Source organism: Kitasatospora sp. NBC_01287 (genome assembly GCF_026340565.1).
Lineage (GTDB): Bacteria > Actinomycetota > Actinomycetes > Streptomycetales > Streptomycetaceae > Kitasatospora.
This window is the reverse complement of the sequence record NZ_JAPEPB010000001.1, coordinates 6,027,368-6,045,000: the sequence shown is the minus strand read 5'-3', so window position 1 is coordinate 6,045,000 and position 17,633 is coordinate 6,027,368. Positions and strand designations below refer to the sequence as shown.

The following is a 17,633-nucleotide window of genomic DNA, read 5'->3' as shown; positions in this document are numbered from 1 at the left end:
CCGCGATCGACGGGTCGAGCCAGGCCTGCTGGAGGTCGGCGGCCCGGTCCTCGTCCCTGCCGGCCAGGTAGTCGAGGCGCGGGTGGACGTCCAGGACGTGCGGCGCGATCACCGGTTCCAGGCCCCAGGAGCGCAGGATGGCGCACCCCGCGTCGAGTCGGGCCGGGTCGATCGGGCCGCTGGGGGCGACGATGGCCACCCGGTCGCCGGGGACGAGCTTGCGGGGGCGGGTCAGACCGTCTGCGGGCGTGGCCATGGCCGTCCGTTCTCCAGGTGAGGGGGCGGTGAGCGGGTGGTGGGCAGGCGGCCGGGCCGCCGATCGTCCGTACGTTCAGGTCCATTGTCGCCCGGTGGGCACTCCAAGCCGGTCAAAGAGTCCGGCACACATGAGAGTTCCATGAGACATATGACCGATAAAGCGTCAGCTCGTTCTGCGAGCCGTGGGTTTGACGGTTTCCGGCCCCTCGGCGCGGCCTCGCTCCGGCGGTCACCTGCGGGGGTTTGCCTGGTCGACCAGGCGATCCCATGGACGTTCTTCCTCAGGTACGGCAAGATTCGGGCGGACTGTACACCGGAGGACCTCACCGATGAGCTCGTCGTTCATACCGATGGACGCACCGAACCAGCCCCCGGCCGGTGCGGGGGCGGCCGAACTGCCCCAGGTCTGCGCGCTGCCCGGGGCCGGTGAGTCGGCTGCGCCGCCGCAGCCCGTCCGCCGGGATCCCGGCGCCGCCACGACGGCGAACCTGCGGGCCGGGCTGGCCTCACGGTTGCGGGCCGCCTACGAGCGCGGTGCCGAGCTGGACCAGCTGGCGGTGGCCAGCCATCAGTCGGTGGCCGAGGTGGAGCAGTTGCTGCTGCTCGCCGGCGTCGATCCGACAGCAGAGCGCCGACCGCGCCCTGCGCTGGACCGGGCGCCCGGGGTCGTGCCGCAGCCCCGGCCCCAGTTGGAGGAGCTGCTGACCGACGGTGGGTCGGCGCAGGCCTCGGGCGAGCCGCTGGACCAGGACGAGGTGAGTGAGGGCTGGCGCCCGTCGCCCGCGCGTGCGCGGCCCCGGATCCGGCGTCCGGCCCCGCCGCGCCGGAGCATCCTGCGGGCGGGCTCACCGATCGCCGGGGCAGCGAACCCGGCTGCCACCGACCCTGCTGCTGCCGGCCTTGATGCTGCGGACCCTGCGGCTGGGAACCTCGACCCGGCCAGGCTCGCGGAGGCCGCCGCCGCTTCCTCGTCAGCCACCCCGGCCGCGTCGCCCGGGGCTCTGACAACCGTTGCGCGGGCAGCCGGCGGGCAGGTCGCTGGTGGACCGGCCGTTGGTGGACCAGCCGTTGGTAGACCGGTGGTCGGCGGTCGGCCCGTCGGCGGCTGGGCTGCTGACGCTCAGGCAGGCGAGGCGCCCGCGGCGATCGAGCCGCCGCTGGGCATTCTGATCGGCGGTCCCCGAGTGGTGCCGGGGATCGGCGGACGCCTGGAGGACCAGCGCTGCCGCCGGGTCACCGCCCAGCTGATCCGGGTCGGCCAAGGGACCACGCTGGCGGTGCTGCCCTCCTGGCGCCCGTCGATCGCGATCTCGGTGCCGACCGAGCTCCTGCTGACGGCCACCGGACTCAACTTCGAGGAGCTCGGCCGCGCCGAGCTGACCGTGCTGATCAACGCGGAGGCGCTGCACGACCGCGAGCTGCGCCCGCGGGACTGGCAGGTCGCCCCGGAGCACGGGGGCGGCAGGCGCCGTCGCGGCTGAGGCAGGGCCTGCCGGTTCGGAGCCTGCCGCCCCCGTGCTCCCTCCGCCCGGCCTGACGGGGCGGACCCTGGGGATGGGCGCGAAGGGCAGGCGCGGGGGGCTCACTCACCGACGGTGTTGTGCGCCGCTGCGCTGCTTCGCGCTCCTGACGCACACCTCAGCGCGCCGATGACCGCACGCGCCCGACGCGCGGAGCGGTCAAAGCCACGGACCGGGCCGTGGTGCGCCGCTACCCTGTGGCCCATGCCAGCCCCGACCATCCTGCTGCCGCAGGATCCGCTGAATCCCCGGCGCGTCGACCCGCACTACTCCTACGAGGCCCAACTGGTCCGCGGGCTGGGTGGCGAGACCGCGCTGATCGACCACGACGCGCTGCTCGCCGGGGACGCCGCCGAAGCGGTGCGCCGGGTGCCCCCCGGGATCGGGCCGGCCTGGTACCGCGGCTGGATGCTGCCGGTACCGGCCTACGCGGCTTTCGTGCGCGCACTCGCCGACCGCGGCTGCAACCTGCTGACCAGCGCGGCGGCCTACGCCACCGCCCACGAGCTGCCGGGCTGGTACAGCACCTTCGAGGGTGCCACCCCCGACAGTGTCTGGCTGGCCGCGGAGCACCACCCGGGCGAGCTGGCCGACGCGGTGGCCCGGCTCGGCGGGCACGGGCCGGCCATTGTCAAGGACTTCGTGAAGTCCCGAAAGCACCAGTGGCACGAGGCGTGCTTCGTCCCCGAGCTGGCCGACCTGCCGGCGGTGGCCAGGGTGGTGGACCGCTTCGTCGAGTTGCAGGGCGAGTTCCTGGCCGGCGGGGTGGTGCTGCGGCGGTTCCACAGCTTCGTACCACCCGCGGAGGGAAGCGGCGGGCGGTCCCGGACGACGGCCCGGGTCGCGGCCCCGGCGGGCGCGACGGTCGGCCGGTCGGCCGACCCGACAGGCGACCCGGCAGGCGACCCGGCAGGCGACCCGACAGGCGGCGCAGGAAGCGGGACCAGGGTGGGGGCGGGGACCGTCACTGGCGCCGAGCGGGCCGCCGAGGCGCGGGTCTGGTGGGTGGACGGCGAACCGGTGCTGACCGGACCGCACCCGGACACGCCCGAGGTGTTCCCGGCCCCCGACCTGACCCAGGTGCGCTCCCTGGTCCGCGCGCTGGGCTGTCGGTTCGTCACCACCGACCTCGCGCTGCTCGCCGACGGGGGTGGCTGGATGGTGGTCGAGGTGGGGGACGGGCAGGTGAGCGATCTGCCACGCGGCACCGAGGTGTCCGGTCTGCTCTCCTCGCTGATCTCCACCTGAGCCGTCCCGGCCGACCGACGAGTCCACCCGGGCTGTCAGCCTGTCAAGCTGTCAAGCCGCCTCGGCGGCAGTCGGATCGGGGACCGGTGGAACGGGGGCTCGCGGTGTGGGCAGCGGGATCGGCGGCGCCGACGGACCCGGCGGACCCGGCGACGAGGCGCCGAACGCGCGGGCCAGCAGCACCAGCGGCCCGGCGGTGAGCAGCAGCGTGCCCCCGAGCACGGCCGCGAGCAGCGGGCAGCCGAGGTCGGTGAGCAGGGTCGCGCCGGTCAGCGGACCGCCCGCGACGCCGAGGGCGGAGGCCGAGCCGACCAGGACGGTCCACCGACCGGCCGGATCCAACTCGGCCGCCAACCCGATCAGGTAGGTCAGCACCAGCGGATAGAGCACGTTCCAGAGCACCTCGCCACCGGCGAAGCCCACCGCGGAACGGGCCGCGGCACTCAGCGCCACGCAAGCCGCGATCGCCGCCGTGCCCAGGCCCAGCGGCAGCACCCGTCCGATCCGGCTGCCGAGCGCCCCGGACGCCAGCACGCCCAGGAGCCCGCCGGCCAGCGCCACCGCGAAGACCAGGCCCAGTGCCCGCTCGGTGAAGCCCACCCGGTGCAGGCCGATCTGGCCGCTGACACCCCAGAGCGCGTTCTGCGCTATCGCCCAGAGCACCGTGGTCACCGCCAGCAGTAGCCCGGCGGTGCGGTGGGGCAGGCGGTGGCGGGCGTTCGGGGTCACGGGCGGGGGCGGAGCCTGGGTCAGGGGCGGGGGCGAGGTCAGGGGCGGGGTCCCGGCCGGCGGAACAGTGCCCGGCAAGGAGGCCAGCAGCGGACGGGCGAGCAGGCCCAGGGCTGCGAGCGCCAGGAACGGGGCGGCGTGCGAGCTCCCGAGCCTGGGCAGCACCAGGTATAGGCCGGCCGCGACAGTGGAGGTGGTGAGCAGGCCGAGCACCGAGGCGCGGTGCGGATCGGCGGCCGCCGCCACACCCGTTCCGGCCACCGCGGAAGCCGTCCCCGCGCCCAGGCCGCCCAGCAGGCAGCCGACCACCAGCAGCGGAACCGACCCGCCGGGCGTCGCGGCGGCGAGGGTGAAGCCGCAGGTCAGCACCGCCAGTCCGGCACGGGCGAGCCGCGCCGGACCGATCGAGGCGACCCGGCCCGCCAACGCGATACCGGCGGCGGCCGAGGCGAGCAGCAGGGCGCTGCCGATGCCGCCGGCCTGAGTGCCCGTCAGGCCGAAGTCGCCGGTGAGCCGCACGGTGATGGTGGGGACCAGGTAGGCGGGCAGGTAGCCGATGGTGAACAGGGCCGCCAGCGGCACCAGGGGTGTGGCGGTGGACGTTCGGCCTTCGTCGCCCGGGCGGCCGGCCGTAGTGGCACCGTCGGCAGGGATGCTGCTGGCAGTGACGCTGACGGTGGCCGAGTCGGCGGTGGCAGGACCGGCGGCAGCGAGGCCGGGAGCGGTGGAGGCAGGGGTTGTGGGGGCGCCAGCGGCGCTGAGGGTCGGAGCGTGGTGCGCAGCACTGCGCCCCGCCTCGCGAGCGCGCGAGAACATGGGCAGGGGCCTCTCGACCTGAGGGTGGTACCGGGGGAGGTCGCGTACCGCTGTCCGCGCGGTCGCCCCGCTTGTCTACCAGCTCGGGGCGCCACCCCAGTACCAGGTGGCGCCCCGATGGCCCTGCGCCGATCTGGTTGGCGCACGCTCAATATTGGTCCGTGATCGAACGGGCCTTTCCGCGAAAGGCCCACAGGAAGTCGAGTAGGCCGATCGGTCGATTCAGCCCGTCACCTCCGCGGAGACCGGCTCGCGGGGGTGGCCATCGGCGACAAACGCGCGCCAGAGCTTGGCGTACGCCCCGTCAGCCGCGAGCAGTTCGGCGTGCGTACCGTCCTCGACCACCGTGCCGTGGTCCAGCACGACCACCCGGTCCGCCCGCTCGGCGGTGGTCAGGCGGTGCGCGATGACCAGGGTGGTGCGACCGCCCGGGCGGTCGGCTCGGCCGTCGCGCAACCGGTCCGAGGCCTGGTTGACCGCCAGCTCGGTGGCCAGGTCGAGGGCCGCGGTGGCCTCGTCCAGCAGCAGGATGTCGGGGTCGACCAGTTCGGCCCGGGCCAGCGCGATCAGCTGGCGCTGACCGGCCGACAGGTTGCGACCACGTCCCGCGACCTCGTGCTGGTAGCCGTCGGACAGGGTGGTGATCATCTGATGGGCGCCGACCGCGCGGGCCGCGGCCTCGACCTCCGCGTCGGTGGCCGCAGGCCGGCCGTAGGCGATCGCGTCGCGCACCGTACCGGCGAACAGGTAGGCCTCCTGCGGCACCACACCCAGCCGGTGCCGGTAGTCCGCCAGGCGGTAGCGGGTCACGTCGGTGCCGTCGACGCGCACAGCGCCCCCGGTCGCGTCGTAGAACCGGGCGACCAGCTTGACCAGGGTGGACTTGCCCGCGCCGGTCTCGCCGACCAGCGCGACCGTCTGACCTGCCGGGATCCGCAGGTCGATGCCGGTCAGCACCTCGGGGTTGCCCGCGCCGCCGCCGTTGTAGGCGAAGCTGACGCCGTCGAAGTGGATCTCGCCGCGGAGCCGCTCGGTGGCCACCGGCTCGGTGGTCTCGGGCGTGCTGGTCGGCGTGCGCAGCAGCTCGCGGATCCGTCCCAGGCCGACCGAGGCCTGCTGGTAGCCGTCGAAGATCTGCGACAGCTGGTTCACCGGGGCGAAGAAGAGGTCGATGTAGAGCAGGTAGGCGACCAGTGCACCGACCGTGAGCGTCCCGGAGTTCACCCGGGAGGCGCCGGCGATCAGCACCAGCGTGGCGGCGATGTCGGAGAGGAACTGGACGAACGGGAAGTAGATCGAGATGTAGAGCTGCGCCCGGGCGCGAGTGTCGCGGTAGGCGCGGCCCCGCTCGACGAACTCCGCCCTGGTGTCGACCTCGCGGCGGAACGCCTGGACGATCCGCATGCCCGCCACGTTCTCCTGCAGCCCCGCGTTGACCGCGCTGATCAGCTCGCGCGAGGCCTCGTACTGCGCCACCGACTTGCGGCGGAACACCACGGTGGCGATGACCAGCAGGGGCAGCACGGTGAAGACGGTCAGCGCCAGCCCGACGTCGATGATCAGCAGGGCGGCGAAGATCCCGACGAAGGTCAGCAGGCTGACCACCGACGTGACCACACCGGTCTGCAGGAAGCTCGACAGGGCGTCGACGTCGGTGGTCATCCGGGTCATGATCCGGCCGGACAGCTCACGCTCGTAGTAGTCCAGGCCGAGCCGGTTGAGATGGGCGAAGATCTTCAGCCGCAGCGTGTAGAGGACGCGCTCACCGGTGCGACCGCTGACCTTGGTCTCCAGGCTCTGCACCAGCCAGTCCAGCACCACCACCACCAGGGCGAGCACGGCGGCCACGGTGACACCGGACATCACCGCCTTGGAGACGCCGTCGTCGATGCCGTGCCGGATCAGGATCGGAACCACCAGGCCGGCCGCCGCGTCCAGACCGAGCAGCACGAAGGCCAGCGCGAGGAAGCCGCGGAAGGGCTTGAGCAGGCGGCCGAGCGAGAAGTCCGGGTCACCGGCGGCGGCCTGGGCGAGCGGGACCGCCGGGGTGTCGGTGGCCGGCCCGAGCGCGGCGACCTGGGCGAGCAGCGCGGGGTCGGCGGCGCGGCCGAGGGCCGGGCGGGCGGGGGCGGGGCGGGCGGAGGCGAGGGTGGCGTTCCGGCTGGTTGGGGCAGTCGGAGCAGCAGAGGCCGTACTGGCGGAGGCGGTGGCTGTGGTGGTGGCGACGGAGGCGGCGGTCGTGGGTGGGACGGTCGGGGCGGTGTGGCCCGCCAGTGCCTCCGGGTCGGTGATCAGGGCACGGTACTGGGGACATCGTGCCTCCAACTCCTCGTGGGTACCGAGGTCGAGCAGGCGCCCGCGGTCGAGCACGGCGATCCGGTCGGCCAGCTGAAGAGTGGAGCGGCGGTGGGCGATGAGTACGGTGGTGCGGCCGACCATCACGGTGCGGAGCGCCTCGTGGATCTCGGCCTCGATCCGCGGGTCGACCGCCGAGGTGGCGTCGTCGAGCAGCAGCACCTGGGGATCGGCGAGGATCGCGCGGGCCAGCGCGATCCGCTGGCGCTGGCCGCCGGAGAGGGTCAGGCCCTGCTCCCCGACCTTGGTGTCGTACCCCTCGGGCAGCTCACGGACGAAGCCGTCCGCCCGCGCGGCGCGTGCGGCCGCCTCGACCTGCTGCTCGGTCGCGTCCGGACGGCCGTAGGCGATGTTGGCCCGGACCGAGTCGGAGAAGAGGAAGCTGTCCTCGGGAACGATCCCGACCATGGCACGGATCGAGTCGAGGGTCACCTCGCGCAGATCCTGACCGTAGAGCCGGATGGTGCCGCCGGTGGGGTCGTAGAACCTGGGGATCAGCTGCGCCAGGGTGGACTTGCCCGAGCCAGAGGCACCGACCAGGGCGAGCGTCTCCCCCGGGGCGACCCGCAGGCTGAGGCCGTGCAGCACGGGGGTGGGTGCGGGTGCGGGGGTGGGTGCGGGGGTGGGTGCGGGGGTGGGTGCGGGGGTGGGTGCGGGGGTGGGTGCGGGGGTGGGTGCGGGGGTGGGTGCGGGGGTGGAGGTGGGCGAGGTGGGCACAGGCGCGGAGGTGGGTGCGGGGGTGAGGCCGGTGTGCTGTGCCACCTGGTCCGGGTAGTGGAAGTCGACCTGGTCGAGTTCCAGTGCCGGCACACCGTCGACCGGGCGCAGCGGCTGCGCGTCGGGTGCCTCGGTCACCTGCGGTTGCTCGTCGATCAGCTCGAAGACCCGCTCCACACCGGCGCGAGCCTGCTGGCCGACGGTCAGCACCACGGTGAGCATCCGGACCGGACCGGTCATCTGGGCCACATAGGTGGAGAAGGCGACGAACGTGCCGAGGGTGACGTCGCCGTCCACGGCCAGCCAGCCGCCGAGCGCCAGCACCGCGACCTGCCCGAGCGCGGGGACCGCCTGGAGCGCCGGGGTGAAGCGGCTGTTGAGCCGGATCGCGCGCAGTCGCGCCCCGAACAGGCTGCGCGAGGCCGCCTCCAGCTTGTCCAGTTCCTGCGCCTCCTGGCCGAAGCCCTTGACCACGCGAACACCGCCGATCGCCGCGTCGACCACCCCGGCCACCGCGGCGGCCTGCTGCTGGGCGGCCCAGGTCGCGGGGAAGAGGCGCTTGCGGCTCAGCGTCGCGATCCACCACAGGACCGGGCCCATGACCAGCGCGATCACGGTCAGCGGCAGTGAGAGCCAGAGCATCACGGCGATCGACATCGCGAAGAGCAGCAGGTTGCCGGTCATCATCGGCAGCATCGAGAGCAGACCGTGGACCAGTTGCAGGTCGGAGGTGGCGCGGCTGACCACCTGACCGGTGTCGAGCTGATCCAGCTTGGCCCCGTCGAGGCGGGTGAGCGAGCGGAAGAGATCGGACCGCAGGTCCTGCTGGACGTCGAGGGCGACCTGACCGGCGCTGTACCGGCGGATCTGGGTGAAGCCGAAGACCAGAAGGGCGGCCACGACCAGCGCGATCGCCCACGGTGTGAGGCTGCGCGTGTGGGCGGTGACCACGTCGTCGATGATCAGTCTGGTGATCAGCGGGACGATCGCGGTGACCGCCATACCGCCGAGCGACGCGCCGAAGGAGAGGAGGAAGTTGCGCCGGTAGCGCCAGCAGTAGGTGGACAAGCGGCGGAGCCAGCCGACAGGGGCCGGCGGTGTGCCCAGGGCAGCCGGGTCGCCGAGGGCACCGGGTGCGTCGGAAGCTGCCGCGGCGCTTGGTGCGGGGGTACTGGCGTCTGCCGCGGGTATCTCCCTGGTGGAGCCATGAGTCTCAGGCATATTTAGGGATACTAACCATTTCGTGAGGCGGTCGTCCACGACGTACCGGCGCTGCCAACTGACTGACCTGGCACGAACCAACGGCGATCCGTCGGTTTTCCTTCCCTTACAGGCTGCGCCATCGAAGGCCATGGGCGCACCGGTCGCACGGCGGACTGAATGGGGGCGCTCGACCTACGTCCAGTCGGGTAGGCCGTGCGCCGGAGGCTGGGGACTGGGGACCGGGGACCGGGGACCGGGGCCGAAGGCAGGTACGACCGGGCGCCGGAGGCCCGGGCTTCCGCTACGCCCGCACCCGACTACGCCCGCACCCACCCCTCGGCAGCCGCAGCGAAAGCACCGTGCGCCAGACGGTTCAGCAGGGTCGCCATCTCAGCGCGCGGCAGCAGGCCGCCGCGATCGCCGACCGCTGTCTTTCCCGGGTCGGCCCCGGCCCGTGCGACCGGCCCCGCGACCGGATCTGCGACCGGCTCTGCGACCAGCTCGGAGGCGATCCCAGTGGCGATCCCAGTGACGGCATAGGGGTCGGCTGCGGCGTCGGCCCCGGTGACTGCGGGAGCGGTGACTGCGGGAGCGGTGGCGGTGGCGGTGGCGCCCGAGCGCAGGCCTGTGCTGTGCGGCGTGGAGTTGAGCAGCCCGAAGACGGCGTGCACCGCGGCGCGCGCGGCCGACTCCGCCTCAGTTGCCACCAGTCCGGGGAACGCCCCCCGGACAGCGTCCACCCAGAGCTCGACGTAGCCGCGCTGCAACCGGCGCACCCGGCGGCGGTCCTCCTCCTTGAGGTGGAGCAGCTCGCGATCGTGCAGCGTGATCAGGTCGGGGTCGTCCAGGGCGAAGTCGACATGTCCACTGATCAGCGCGTCGAGTGCGGCCTGCGGGCCGTCCGCCGCGCCGGCGCGGCGGCGGCCCTCCTCCAGCAGCCGTTCGCTGATGCCGACCAGCAGGTCGGCCAGCATCGCGTCCTTCCCGGAGAAGTGCCGGTAGAGCCCTGGGCCGCTGATGCCGACCGCCTTGCCGATCTCGTCAACGCCGACACCCAGGAACCCGCGCGCGGCGAAGAGGCGAGCCGCCTCCCGACGGATCTGGTCGCGGCGGGGGGTCGCGGGGGCGACAGGAGCGTTCGACATGAATCCCATCGTAGACAGCGCGGTTATCGGTGGTTAACCTGACCGCAGGAGTTAACCACCATTAACTTGGGGGCGCCGGACCTACCGGTCTTCCGCGCCCGCTGGTTCCTGGAGCAAGGAGCTCTTGGGATGACCCTGCCGACCCCCGGCTTCACCTCCCGCCACCCGTGGGAGGCCGCCGCCCCCGTGGGAGCGGCTCAGGCGGGCACGCGCGTGGCCGGCTCTCCGCCGCCCGGCTCGTGGCCCGCCCCGTTGTCGGCCGCCGACGGCCGCTCAGCGGCGCCTGCCGCAGCCGCAGCCCCGGCACCCCGGCTGCGCTCGGCGGTCGATCCCGGTTCCGAGGCGTTCCGGTCGAACACCGAGGCACACCGAGCCCTGGTCGCGGAGTTGCGCGCCAAACTCAACACGGCCGCGCTCGGCGGCGGCGCCAAGGCTCGCGAGCGGCACACGGCACGCGGCAAACTGCTCCCCCGCGACCGGGTGGACACCCTGCTCGACCCGGGATCCCCGTTCCTGGAGCTCTGCCCGCTGGCAGCCGACGGTCTCTACGACGGCGCGGCCCCGGCCGCGGGTGTGATCGCCGGGATCGGGCGGGTGGCCGGCCGCGAGGTGGTGGTGGTCGCCAACGACGCCACCGTCAAGGGCGGCACCTACTACCCGATGACGGTGAAGAAGCACCTGCGCGCGCAGGAAGTCGCCTTGGAGAACCGCCTGCCCTGCGTCTACCTGGTGGACTCGGGCGGCGCGTTCCTGCCGATGCAGGACGAGGTCTTCCCCGACCGCGACCACTTCGGGCGGATCTTCTACAACCAGGCCCGGCTCTCCGGCGCCGGCATCCCGCAGATCGCCGCCGTGCTCGGCTCCTGCACAGCGGGTGGCGCGTACGTCCCGGCGATGAGCGACCAGGCCGTCATCGTCCGCAACCAGGGCACCATCTTCCTCGGCGGCCCACCGCTGGTGAAGGCGGCGACCGGTGAGGTCGTGACAGCGGAGGAACTCGGCGGCGGTGAACTGCACTCCCGCACCTCGGGGGTGACCGACCACCTGGCCGAGGACGACGCGCACGCCCTCGGCATCGTCCGCACGATCGTGGCCGGACTCGGTCCGCGCTCGGCCCAGCCCTGGCCGCTCGCCCCGGTCGAACCGCCCAGCGTCGACCCGGGCGAGCTGTACGGGGCGGTGCCGGTGGACCCGCGCACGCCCTACGACGTCCGCGAGGTGATCGCCCGTCTGGTCGACGGCAGCCGCTTCGCCGAGTTCAAGGCCGAGTACGGCGCCACCCTGGTCACCGGGTTCGCCCGGATCCACGGGCACCCGGTCGGCATCGTCGCCAACAACGGCGTGCTCTTCGCCGAGTCCGCCGTCAAGGGCGCCCACTTCATCGAGCTGTGCGACCAGCGCGGCATCCCGCTGCTCTTCCTGCAGAACATCACGGGCTTCATGGTCGGCCGCCAGTACGAGGCGGGCGGCATCGCCAAGCACGGCGCCAAGATGGTCACCGCGGTCGCCTGTACCCGGGTGCCGAAGCTGACCGTGGTGATCGGGGGCTCCTACGGAGCCGGCAACTACTCGATGTGCGGCCGGGCATACTCACCCCGCTTCCTGTGGATGTGGCCGGGTGCCAAGATCTCGGTGATGGGTGGCGAGCAGGCCGCCTCCGTCCTCGCCACGGTTCGCCGCGACCAGTTCGAGGCACGTGGCGAGGAGTGGGCCACCGAGGCGGAGGACGAATTCAAGCGCCCCGTCCGCGAGCAGTACGAGCGGCAGGGCAGCGCGTACTACGCCACCGCTCGACTCTGGGACGACGGTGTGATCGACCCCATGGACACCCGCACGGCGGTCGGGCTCGCCCTGACCGCCTGCGCCAACGCCCCACTCGCACCGCCGGCTCCCTACGGCGTGTTCCGGATGTGAGCCGTTCCGCGCGCGGCGCGAGTCGCGCGCGGAACGGTCGCCTCTCTGCGGCCCGTGTCCGTGGTCGGTGGTCCGCGGATCACGGTCTGCGGTCTGCGGTCTGCGGATCACGGAAACGGGCCGAACCGCCGAACCTCCGAGCCGCCAAGCGCTCCACCGGCAACTGACTGGCCTGCTTGATCGTCATCGCCTGATCGTCTCCGTCGCTCCACTCCCCTCGCCCCGGAGGAACGCCTCCCATGTTCGACACCGTCCTGGTCGCCAACCGTGGCGAGATCGCCGTGCGGGTGATCCGCACCCTGCGGCGACTCAGCATCCGGTCGGTCGCTGTCTACAGTGATGCTGACGCCGACGCCAGGCACGTCCGCGAGGCCGACACCGCCGTCCGGCTCGGGCCGACCGACCGCAGCGACAGCAGCGCCACCGAGACCTACTTGCGTGGTGATCAGATCATCGCCGCGGCGCTGCGCACCGGAGCCCAGGCCGTCCACCCCGGCTACGGGTTCCTCGCCGAGAACCCGGGCTTCGCCCGAGCCTGCGCCGAGGCCGGCCTGGTCTTCATCGGCCCGCCCGCCGAAGCGGTCGAGCTGATGGGCGACAAGATCAACGCCAAGGAGGCCGTCAGCGCGGTCGGCGTCCCTGTCGTACCCGGCAGCCGCGCCGGGGCGACGAGCGACGCGGAGCTGATCCGCGCGGCCGAGGAGATCGGCTACCCGGTCCTGATCAAGCCCTCTGCGGGTGGCGGCGGCAAGGGCATGCGGCTGGTCCGCGACCCGGCCGAGCTGCCCGCCGAGCTGGCCGGCGCCCGCCGGGTGGCCCGCACCGCCTTCGGTGACGACACCCTGCTGCTGGAGCGCTGGGTCGACCGTCCCCGGCACATCGAGGTGCAGGTCCTCGCGGACGCCCACGGGACCACGGTGCACCTCGGCGAGCGCGAGTGCAGTCTGCAGCGTCGCCATCAGAAGCTGATCGAAGAGGCTCCCTCCGTTCTGCTGGACGAGCGGACCAGGGCCGCGATGGGGGCCGCGGCCGTACGAGCTGCCGAGGCCTGCGGCTACACCGGCGCCGGCACGGTGGAGTTCATCGTGCCGGGCGACGACCCCGACCAGGTGTCAGCACACGGGGCACACGGTGCGGACGCGGGCGCCCGCGATGACACCGGCACTGTGCGCGAGTTCTTCTTCATGGAGATGAACACCCGGCTGCAGGTGGAGCACCCGGTGACCGAGTTGGCGGTCGCGATCACCCGCTCGCCCCAGGGCGGGCCGTCGGTCGGCTGGGCACCGGCCGCCGAGCGGCTCGACCTGGTCGAGTGGCAACTGCGGGTCGCCGCAGGTGAGTCGTTGTCCTTCGCTCAAACAGATGTCTCCTTCCTCGGCCATGCCGTCGAGGCCCGGATCTGCGCCGAGGACCCCGCGCGGGACTTCCTGCCGACCGGCGGCCGGATCCTGTCGCTGGAGGAGCCCTCCGGCGAGGGAATCCGGGTGGACTCCGGTCTGACTGCGGGCACCGAGATCACCAGCGCCTACGATCCGATGCTCGGCAAGGTGATCGCCTACGGCCCGGACCGCGCGACAGCGCTGCTGCGGCTGCGCAACGCGCTCGCGGACACCAAGCTGCTGGGCGTCACCACCAATGCCGGCTTCCTGCGCCGACTGCTCGCTCTCCCTGATGTGGTGGCCGGTCGGCTCGACACCGGTCTGGTCGAGCGGGCCGTCCAGCAGCACCCCGAACTGCTGGCCGACCAGGGCCACCACGGCGACGCCGCACAACGCTCGGGCCCCGGGCAGCCTGAGCAGTCGCTCGGCTCAACATCCGATCCCGCTTCCGACGCCGCCGCCTCCGGCACCAGGCCTGCGCCCGTGCCCACGGCACCCGATGCGGTACTGATCGCCGCAGCACTCGTGCGGCACCAACGGCTCGTGCCCACCGCCGCCTCCAACGGCTGGACCGATCCCTTCGCGCTCCCTTCTGGTTGGCGTCTGGCCGGCGAGCCGGCGTGGACGACTCACCGACTCCGTGTCACCGGGCAGGATCCGGTGACGGTTCTGGTACGACCGGTCAGTGCCGACAAGGTAATTGAGGCCACTGACAGTCCGTCAACTGCTTTCCCGGAAATGCTGGTCCGTCTGGGTGAAGGCCCGATCCGCCGGGCCCGCGCCGCGGTCGGCGCCACCGACCTCGCCCTCGTACTCGACGGCCTGCGCGCCACGTTCGCACACGCCACTGACAACTCACCCTCCCTTCCTGGCGGCCCCGTGCTCTGGCTCGGCGCGGGCGGCGACAGCTGGGCGCTCCACCCGTACGACCCGGTGACCGAGCGCGCCACCGCCGGCGACACCCACCACGGCGCGCTCACCGCGCCGATGCCCGGCACGGTGACCGTGGTCAAGGCAGCAGTCGGCGACCTGGTCCGGCGCGGCCAGCCGCTCCTGGTCCTGGAGGCGATGAAGATGGAACACGTGATCGCCGCGCCACACGACGGCGTGGTCAGCGAGCTGCACGCCGGCGCCGGCAGCACCGTGGCGATGGAACAGCTCCTCGCGGTCGTCCTCCCGGCCGAGCCGGCCGATGCCACCGAGACTGCGGAGGTCTCCTCATGACGACCGATCGGACCGTGCGCACCGCGAGCGACGCCGGCAGCACCCCCGCCACCGGGGACCCGAAGTCACCGGACGCCGGTGCGGGCTCCACCCGCGAACCGGGTGCGCTGGAGCTCGGCCTGCCCAGCGTGATCCGGGACCCGGCGCTGCCGGCCCGGGTCCGGATCCACGAGGTGGGCGCGCGCGACGGACTGCAGAACGAGAGTGCGCTGGTGCCGGTCGAGGTGAAGGCCGAGTTCATCGCCCGCCTCGCCGCCGCCGGGCTGCGCACCGTCGAGGCGACCAGCTTCGTCCACCCCAAGTGGGTCCCCCAGTTGGCCGACGCCGAGCAGCTGCTCCCGCGCCTCGACGGCCTTCGCGAGCAGTACCCCGGGCTGCGGCTGCCCGTTCTGGTTCCCAACGAGCGCGGCCTGGACCGCGCTCTCGCGCACGGCGCCGACGAGATCGCCGTCTTCGCCAGCGCCACCGAGGCCTTCGCCCGGCGCAACCTCAACCGCTCGGTCGCCGAGGTGCTGGAGATGTTCCGCCCCGTGGTCGGGCGGGCGACCGAACAGGGCCTGACCGTGCGCGGCTATCTCTCGATGTGCTTCGGCGACCCCTGGGAGGGTCCGGTCGCGCCCGAGCAGGTCGTCGAGGCCGGGCTGCGGCTGATCGAGCTGGGCTGTTCGGAGCTGAGCCTCGGGGACACCATCGGCGTCGCGACACCGGGCCAGGTGGCCGGCCTGCTCGACGCGTTCGAACGGGGCGGGGTGCCCGTGGCACGGCTCGCCGTCCACTTCCACGACACCTACGGCCAGGCACTGTCCAACACCCTCACTGCGCTGCGCCACGGGGTGACCGTCGTCGACTCCTCCGCCGGCGGGCTCGGCGGGTGTCCCTACGCCAAGAGCGCCACGGGCAACCTCGCCACCGAGGACCTGGTCTGGATGCTGCACGGCCTGGGCATCGAGACCGGCGTGGACCTCGCCGCGCTGGCCGCCACCAGCGCCTGGCTGGCCGGGCGCCTGGGCCGTCCGAGCCCGTCCCGCGCGGTCCAGGCGCTGGCCGGCCCCGGCGCGAGTACTGCTCCCACGGGGTGACTGACCCGGCGTTCCCGCAGGCCGATCGACCGCCACGGCAGGATCGCTCGGCCTGCGGCTGACCCGCCCGCCCGGCAGCCCCCCGATGCTGCCGGGCCCGCTCACCCGCCGGCCATCACGAACCTGATCGGCCGTCACTTCCGGCTCTCGGTGCGCCGGTGGCATCCCACCGGCGCACCACGCCATCGCACGCCGGTCTGCGCACCCCCGCGCGCCGATTGCCCCTCCCTTCCCTGCCACCCGCACGACTCTGCGCCCGAATCACCCGCCCGGGCGAACCACTGGAGGATCAGATGCTCGACCACCGACTGGATTCCGAGTACGAGGAGCTGCGGCGAACGGTCGCCGAGTTCGCCAACGACGTGGTCGCCCCGACGATCGGCGATTTCTACGAGCGGGAGGAGTTCCCGTACGAGATCGTCAAGGAGATGGGCCGGATGGGCCTGTTCGGCCTGCCCTTCCCCGAGGAGTACGGCGGCATGGGCGGCGACTACTTCGCGCTCTGCCTGGCGCTGGAGGAGCTTGCCCGGGTCGACTCCTCGGTCGCCATCACGCTGGAGGCAGGCGTCTCGCTGGGCGCGATGCCGATCTTCCGGTTCGGCACCGAGGAGCAGAAGCGGGAGTGGCTGCCCCGACTCGCCGCAGGCGAGATGCTCGGCGCGTTCGGGCTCACCGAGCCGGAAGGCGGCTCGGACGCCGGCGCCACCCGGACGACCGCCCGGTTCGACGAGGCCACGCGGGAGTGGGTGATCAATGGCACCAAGTGCTTCATCACCAACTCCGGCACCGACATCACCGGTCTGGTCACCGTGACCGCGCTGACCGAACCGATCGCTCGTTCGAGTGAAGACGGGGGGGAATCCTCGTCAAAGCGGGAGATCTCCTCCATCATCGTGCCTGTCGGCACCCCAGGGTTCCAAGTGTCGAAGAAGTACTCGAAGGTCGGGTGGAACGCCTCCGACACCCGCGAACTGTCCTTCACTGACTGCCGAGTTCCCGAAGCCAACCTGCTCGGCCAGCGCGGCCGCGGCTTCGCCCAGTTCCTGCGGATCCTCGATGAGGGCCGCATCGCCATCGCGGCCCTGTCCACCGGTCTGGCCCAGGGCTGCGTCGACCAGTCACTCCAGTACGCCGCGACCAGGCGCGCGTTCGGGCGCCCGATCGGGACCAACCAGGCCATCCAGTTCAAGATCTCCGACATGGAGATGCGCGCGCACCTCTCACGCCTCGCCTGGCGGGACGCGGCCTCGCGGCTGCTGCTCGCCGAACCCTTCAAGAAGGAGGCCGCCATCGCGAAGCTCTACTCCTCCGAAGCCGCGGTCGACAACGCCCGTGAGGCCACCCAGATCCACGGCGGCTACGGCTTCATGAACGAGTACCCGGTCGCCCGCTTCTGGCGCGACAGCAAGATCCTGGAGATCGGAGAGGGCACCTCCGAGGTCCAGCGGATGCTGATCGCACGCGAGTTGGGCATGGCGACCTCCTGATCATCACCCACCGCCGGGAGGAGCATGACGAGTACGGAACACCGGTCAACGGCCACCCCTGGCTGTGAGCCCGACTCTGGGTCCGCGCCAGGTCGGCCACCGGGTACACAACAAAGGGCCATCGCTGAGTGCTGAGGCTTTCTCCTACCGGGGCGCCCTGGCAGGAGACAGCCTCAACACTCGGCCCGCAAGGGTCGACGGCTCGGGTCGCGCTGCTCGAAGCAGGCGGGCGCCGGCTCCACGGCCATCGGATACACCTTGGTTGTTGCGCTGTGCGGCGGCGGAGTTGGAGCCCAAGGCGACCGTGCGGGCTACCGCAGCGCGGCTCGCGCGGCGGTGCCCTGAAACTGGTGAGGCTCTTCGTCCGACCCGACCCCTCGGGGTTTTCCCGTGAGCCGACTGGACGTTCGCCCCAGCGTCGACCCTGACGACTCGGACGTGCCCGTCGCCGTCATCGTTGTCGATCCCGAGGGCACGCTCGGAGAGCACACTGTGGTCCGGCTCGGTGCCTACTGCCACGAAGTGAACGGGTGAGCCTGCCTGTTGCAGACCGACGGTT

Annotated in this window: 9 protein-coding genes and 1 pseudogene (1 of these 10 cut by a window edge); 6 read left to right on the top strand and 4 right to left on the bottom strand. The window is 72.6% G+C overall.

Annotated features, from left to right (window positions below; translation table 11 throughout):
- Nucleotides 1-256 carry the beginning of an LD-carboxypeptidase gene (locus tag OG455_RS26170; RefSeq protein WP_266297701.1) on the bottom strand. 686 nt of this gene lie to the left of the window's left edge, so only the first 256 of its 942 coding nucleotides appear in the window; the start codon lies at nucleotides 254-256; its stop codon lies off the left edge, out of view.
- A 331-nt stretch (nucleotides 257-587) separates the two neighbouring features.
- On the opposite strand from OG455_RS26170, the gene OG455_RS26165 reads away from it, so the two are divergent.
- Both OG455_RS26165 and OG455_RS26160 read left to right on the top strand, forming a co-directional pair.
- On the top strand, nucleotides 588-1,739 hold the full coding sequence (locus tag OG455_RS26165) for a hypothetical protein (RefSeq protein ID WP_266297699.1): 1,152 nt from the start codon (nucleotides 588-590) through the stop codon (nucleotides 1,737-1,739).
- 243 nt (nucleotides 1,740-1,982) lie between these two features.
- Nucleotides 1,983-3,026: an ATP-grasp domain-containing protein gene (locus tag OG455_RS26160; protein ID WP_266297697.1), complete on the top strand. Its 1,044-nt coding sequence runs from the start codon at nucleotides 1,983-1,985 to the stop codon at nucleotides 3,024-3,026.
- A 51-nt stretch (nucleotides 3,027-3,077) separates the two neighbouring features.
- On the opposite strand, the gene OG455_RS26155 is transcribed toward OG455_RS26160, so the two are convergent.
- The 3 genes and pseudogenes from OG455_RS26155 to OG455_RS26145 all read right to left on the bottom strand — a co-directional run.
- The gene (locus OG455_RS26155) at nucleotides 3,078-4,571 is read right to left on the bottom strand and encodes an MFS transporter (protein ID WP_266297695.1); all 1,494 of its coding nucleotides are present in this window, start codon (nucleotides 4,569-4,571) and stop codon (nucleotides 3,078-3,080) included.
- A 222-nt stretch (nucleotides 4,572-4,793) separates the two neighbouring features.
- Nucleotides 4,794-8,750 carry an ABC transporter ATP-binding protein gene (locus tag OG455_RS26150; protein ID WP_266300956.1) on the bottom strand — a complete coding sequence of 1,319 codons (3,957 nt, stop codon included), beginning with the start codon at nucleotides 8,748-8,750 and terminating at the stop codon, nucleotides 4,794-4,796.
- Nucleotides 8,751-9,478: 728 nt separating this feature from the next.
- Nucleotides 9,479-9,991: pseudogene (locus OG455_RS26145) on the bottom strand (TetR/AcrR family transcriptional regulator); the annotation flags it as partial.
- Between the two features lie 129 nt (nucleotides 9,992-10,120).
- Here OG455_RS26145 and OG455_RS26140 point away from each other — a divergent pair.
- From OG455_RS26140 to OG455_RS26125, 4 genes are all read left to right on the top strand, one after another.
- The gene (locus tag OG455_RS26140; protein WP_266297693.1) at nucleotides 10,121-11,905 is read left to right on the top strand and encodes a carboxyl transferase domain-containing protein; all 1,785 of its coding nucleotides are present in this window, start codon (nucleotides 10,121-10,123) and stop codon (nucleotides 11,903-11,905) included.
- A gap of 239 nt (nucleotides 11,906-12,144) precedes the next feature.
- Entirely contained in the window at nucleotides 12,145-14,508 is a 2,364-nt protein-coding gene (locus tag OG455_RS26135) for a biotin carboxylase N-terminal domain-containing protein (protein ID WP_266297691.1), read from the top strand.
- Between the two features lie 107 nt (nucleotides 14,509-14,615).
- Nucleotides 14,616-15,587 (top strand): hydroxymethylglutaryl-CoA lyase, encoded by a 972-nt coding sequence (locus OG455_RS26130; RefSeq protein WP_266300955.1) that lies wholly within the window; start codon nucleotides 14,616-14,618, stop codon nucleotides 15,585-15,587.
- 293 nt (nucleotides 15,588-15,880) lie between these two features.
- The gene (locus OG455_RS26125; protein WP_266297689.1) at nucleotides 15,881-17,074 is read left to right on the top strand and encodes an acyl-CoA dehydrogenase family protein; all 1,194 of its coding nucleotides are present in this window, start codon (nucleotides 15,881-15,883) and stop codon (nucleotides 17,072-17,074) included.
- Nucleotides 17,075-17,633: the final 559 nt, after the last annotated feature.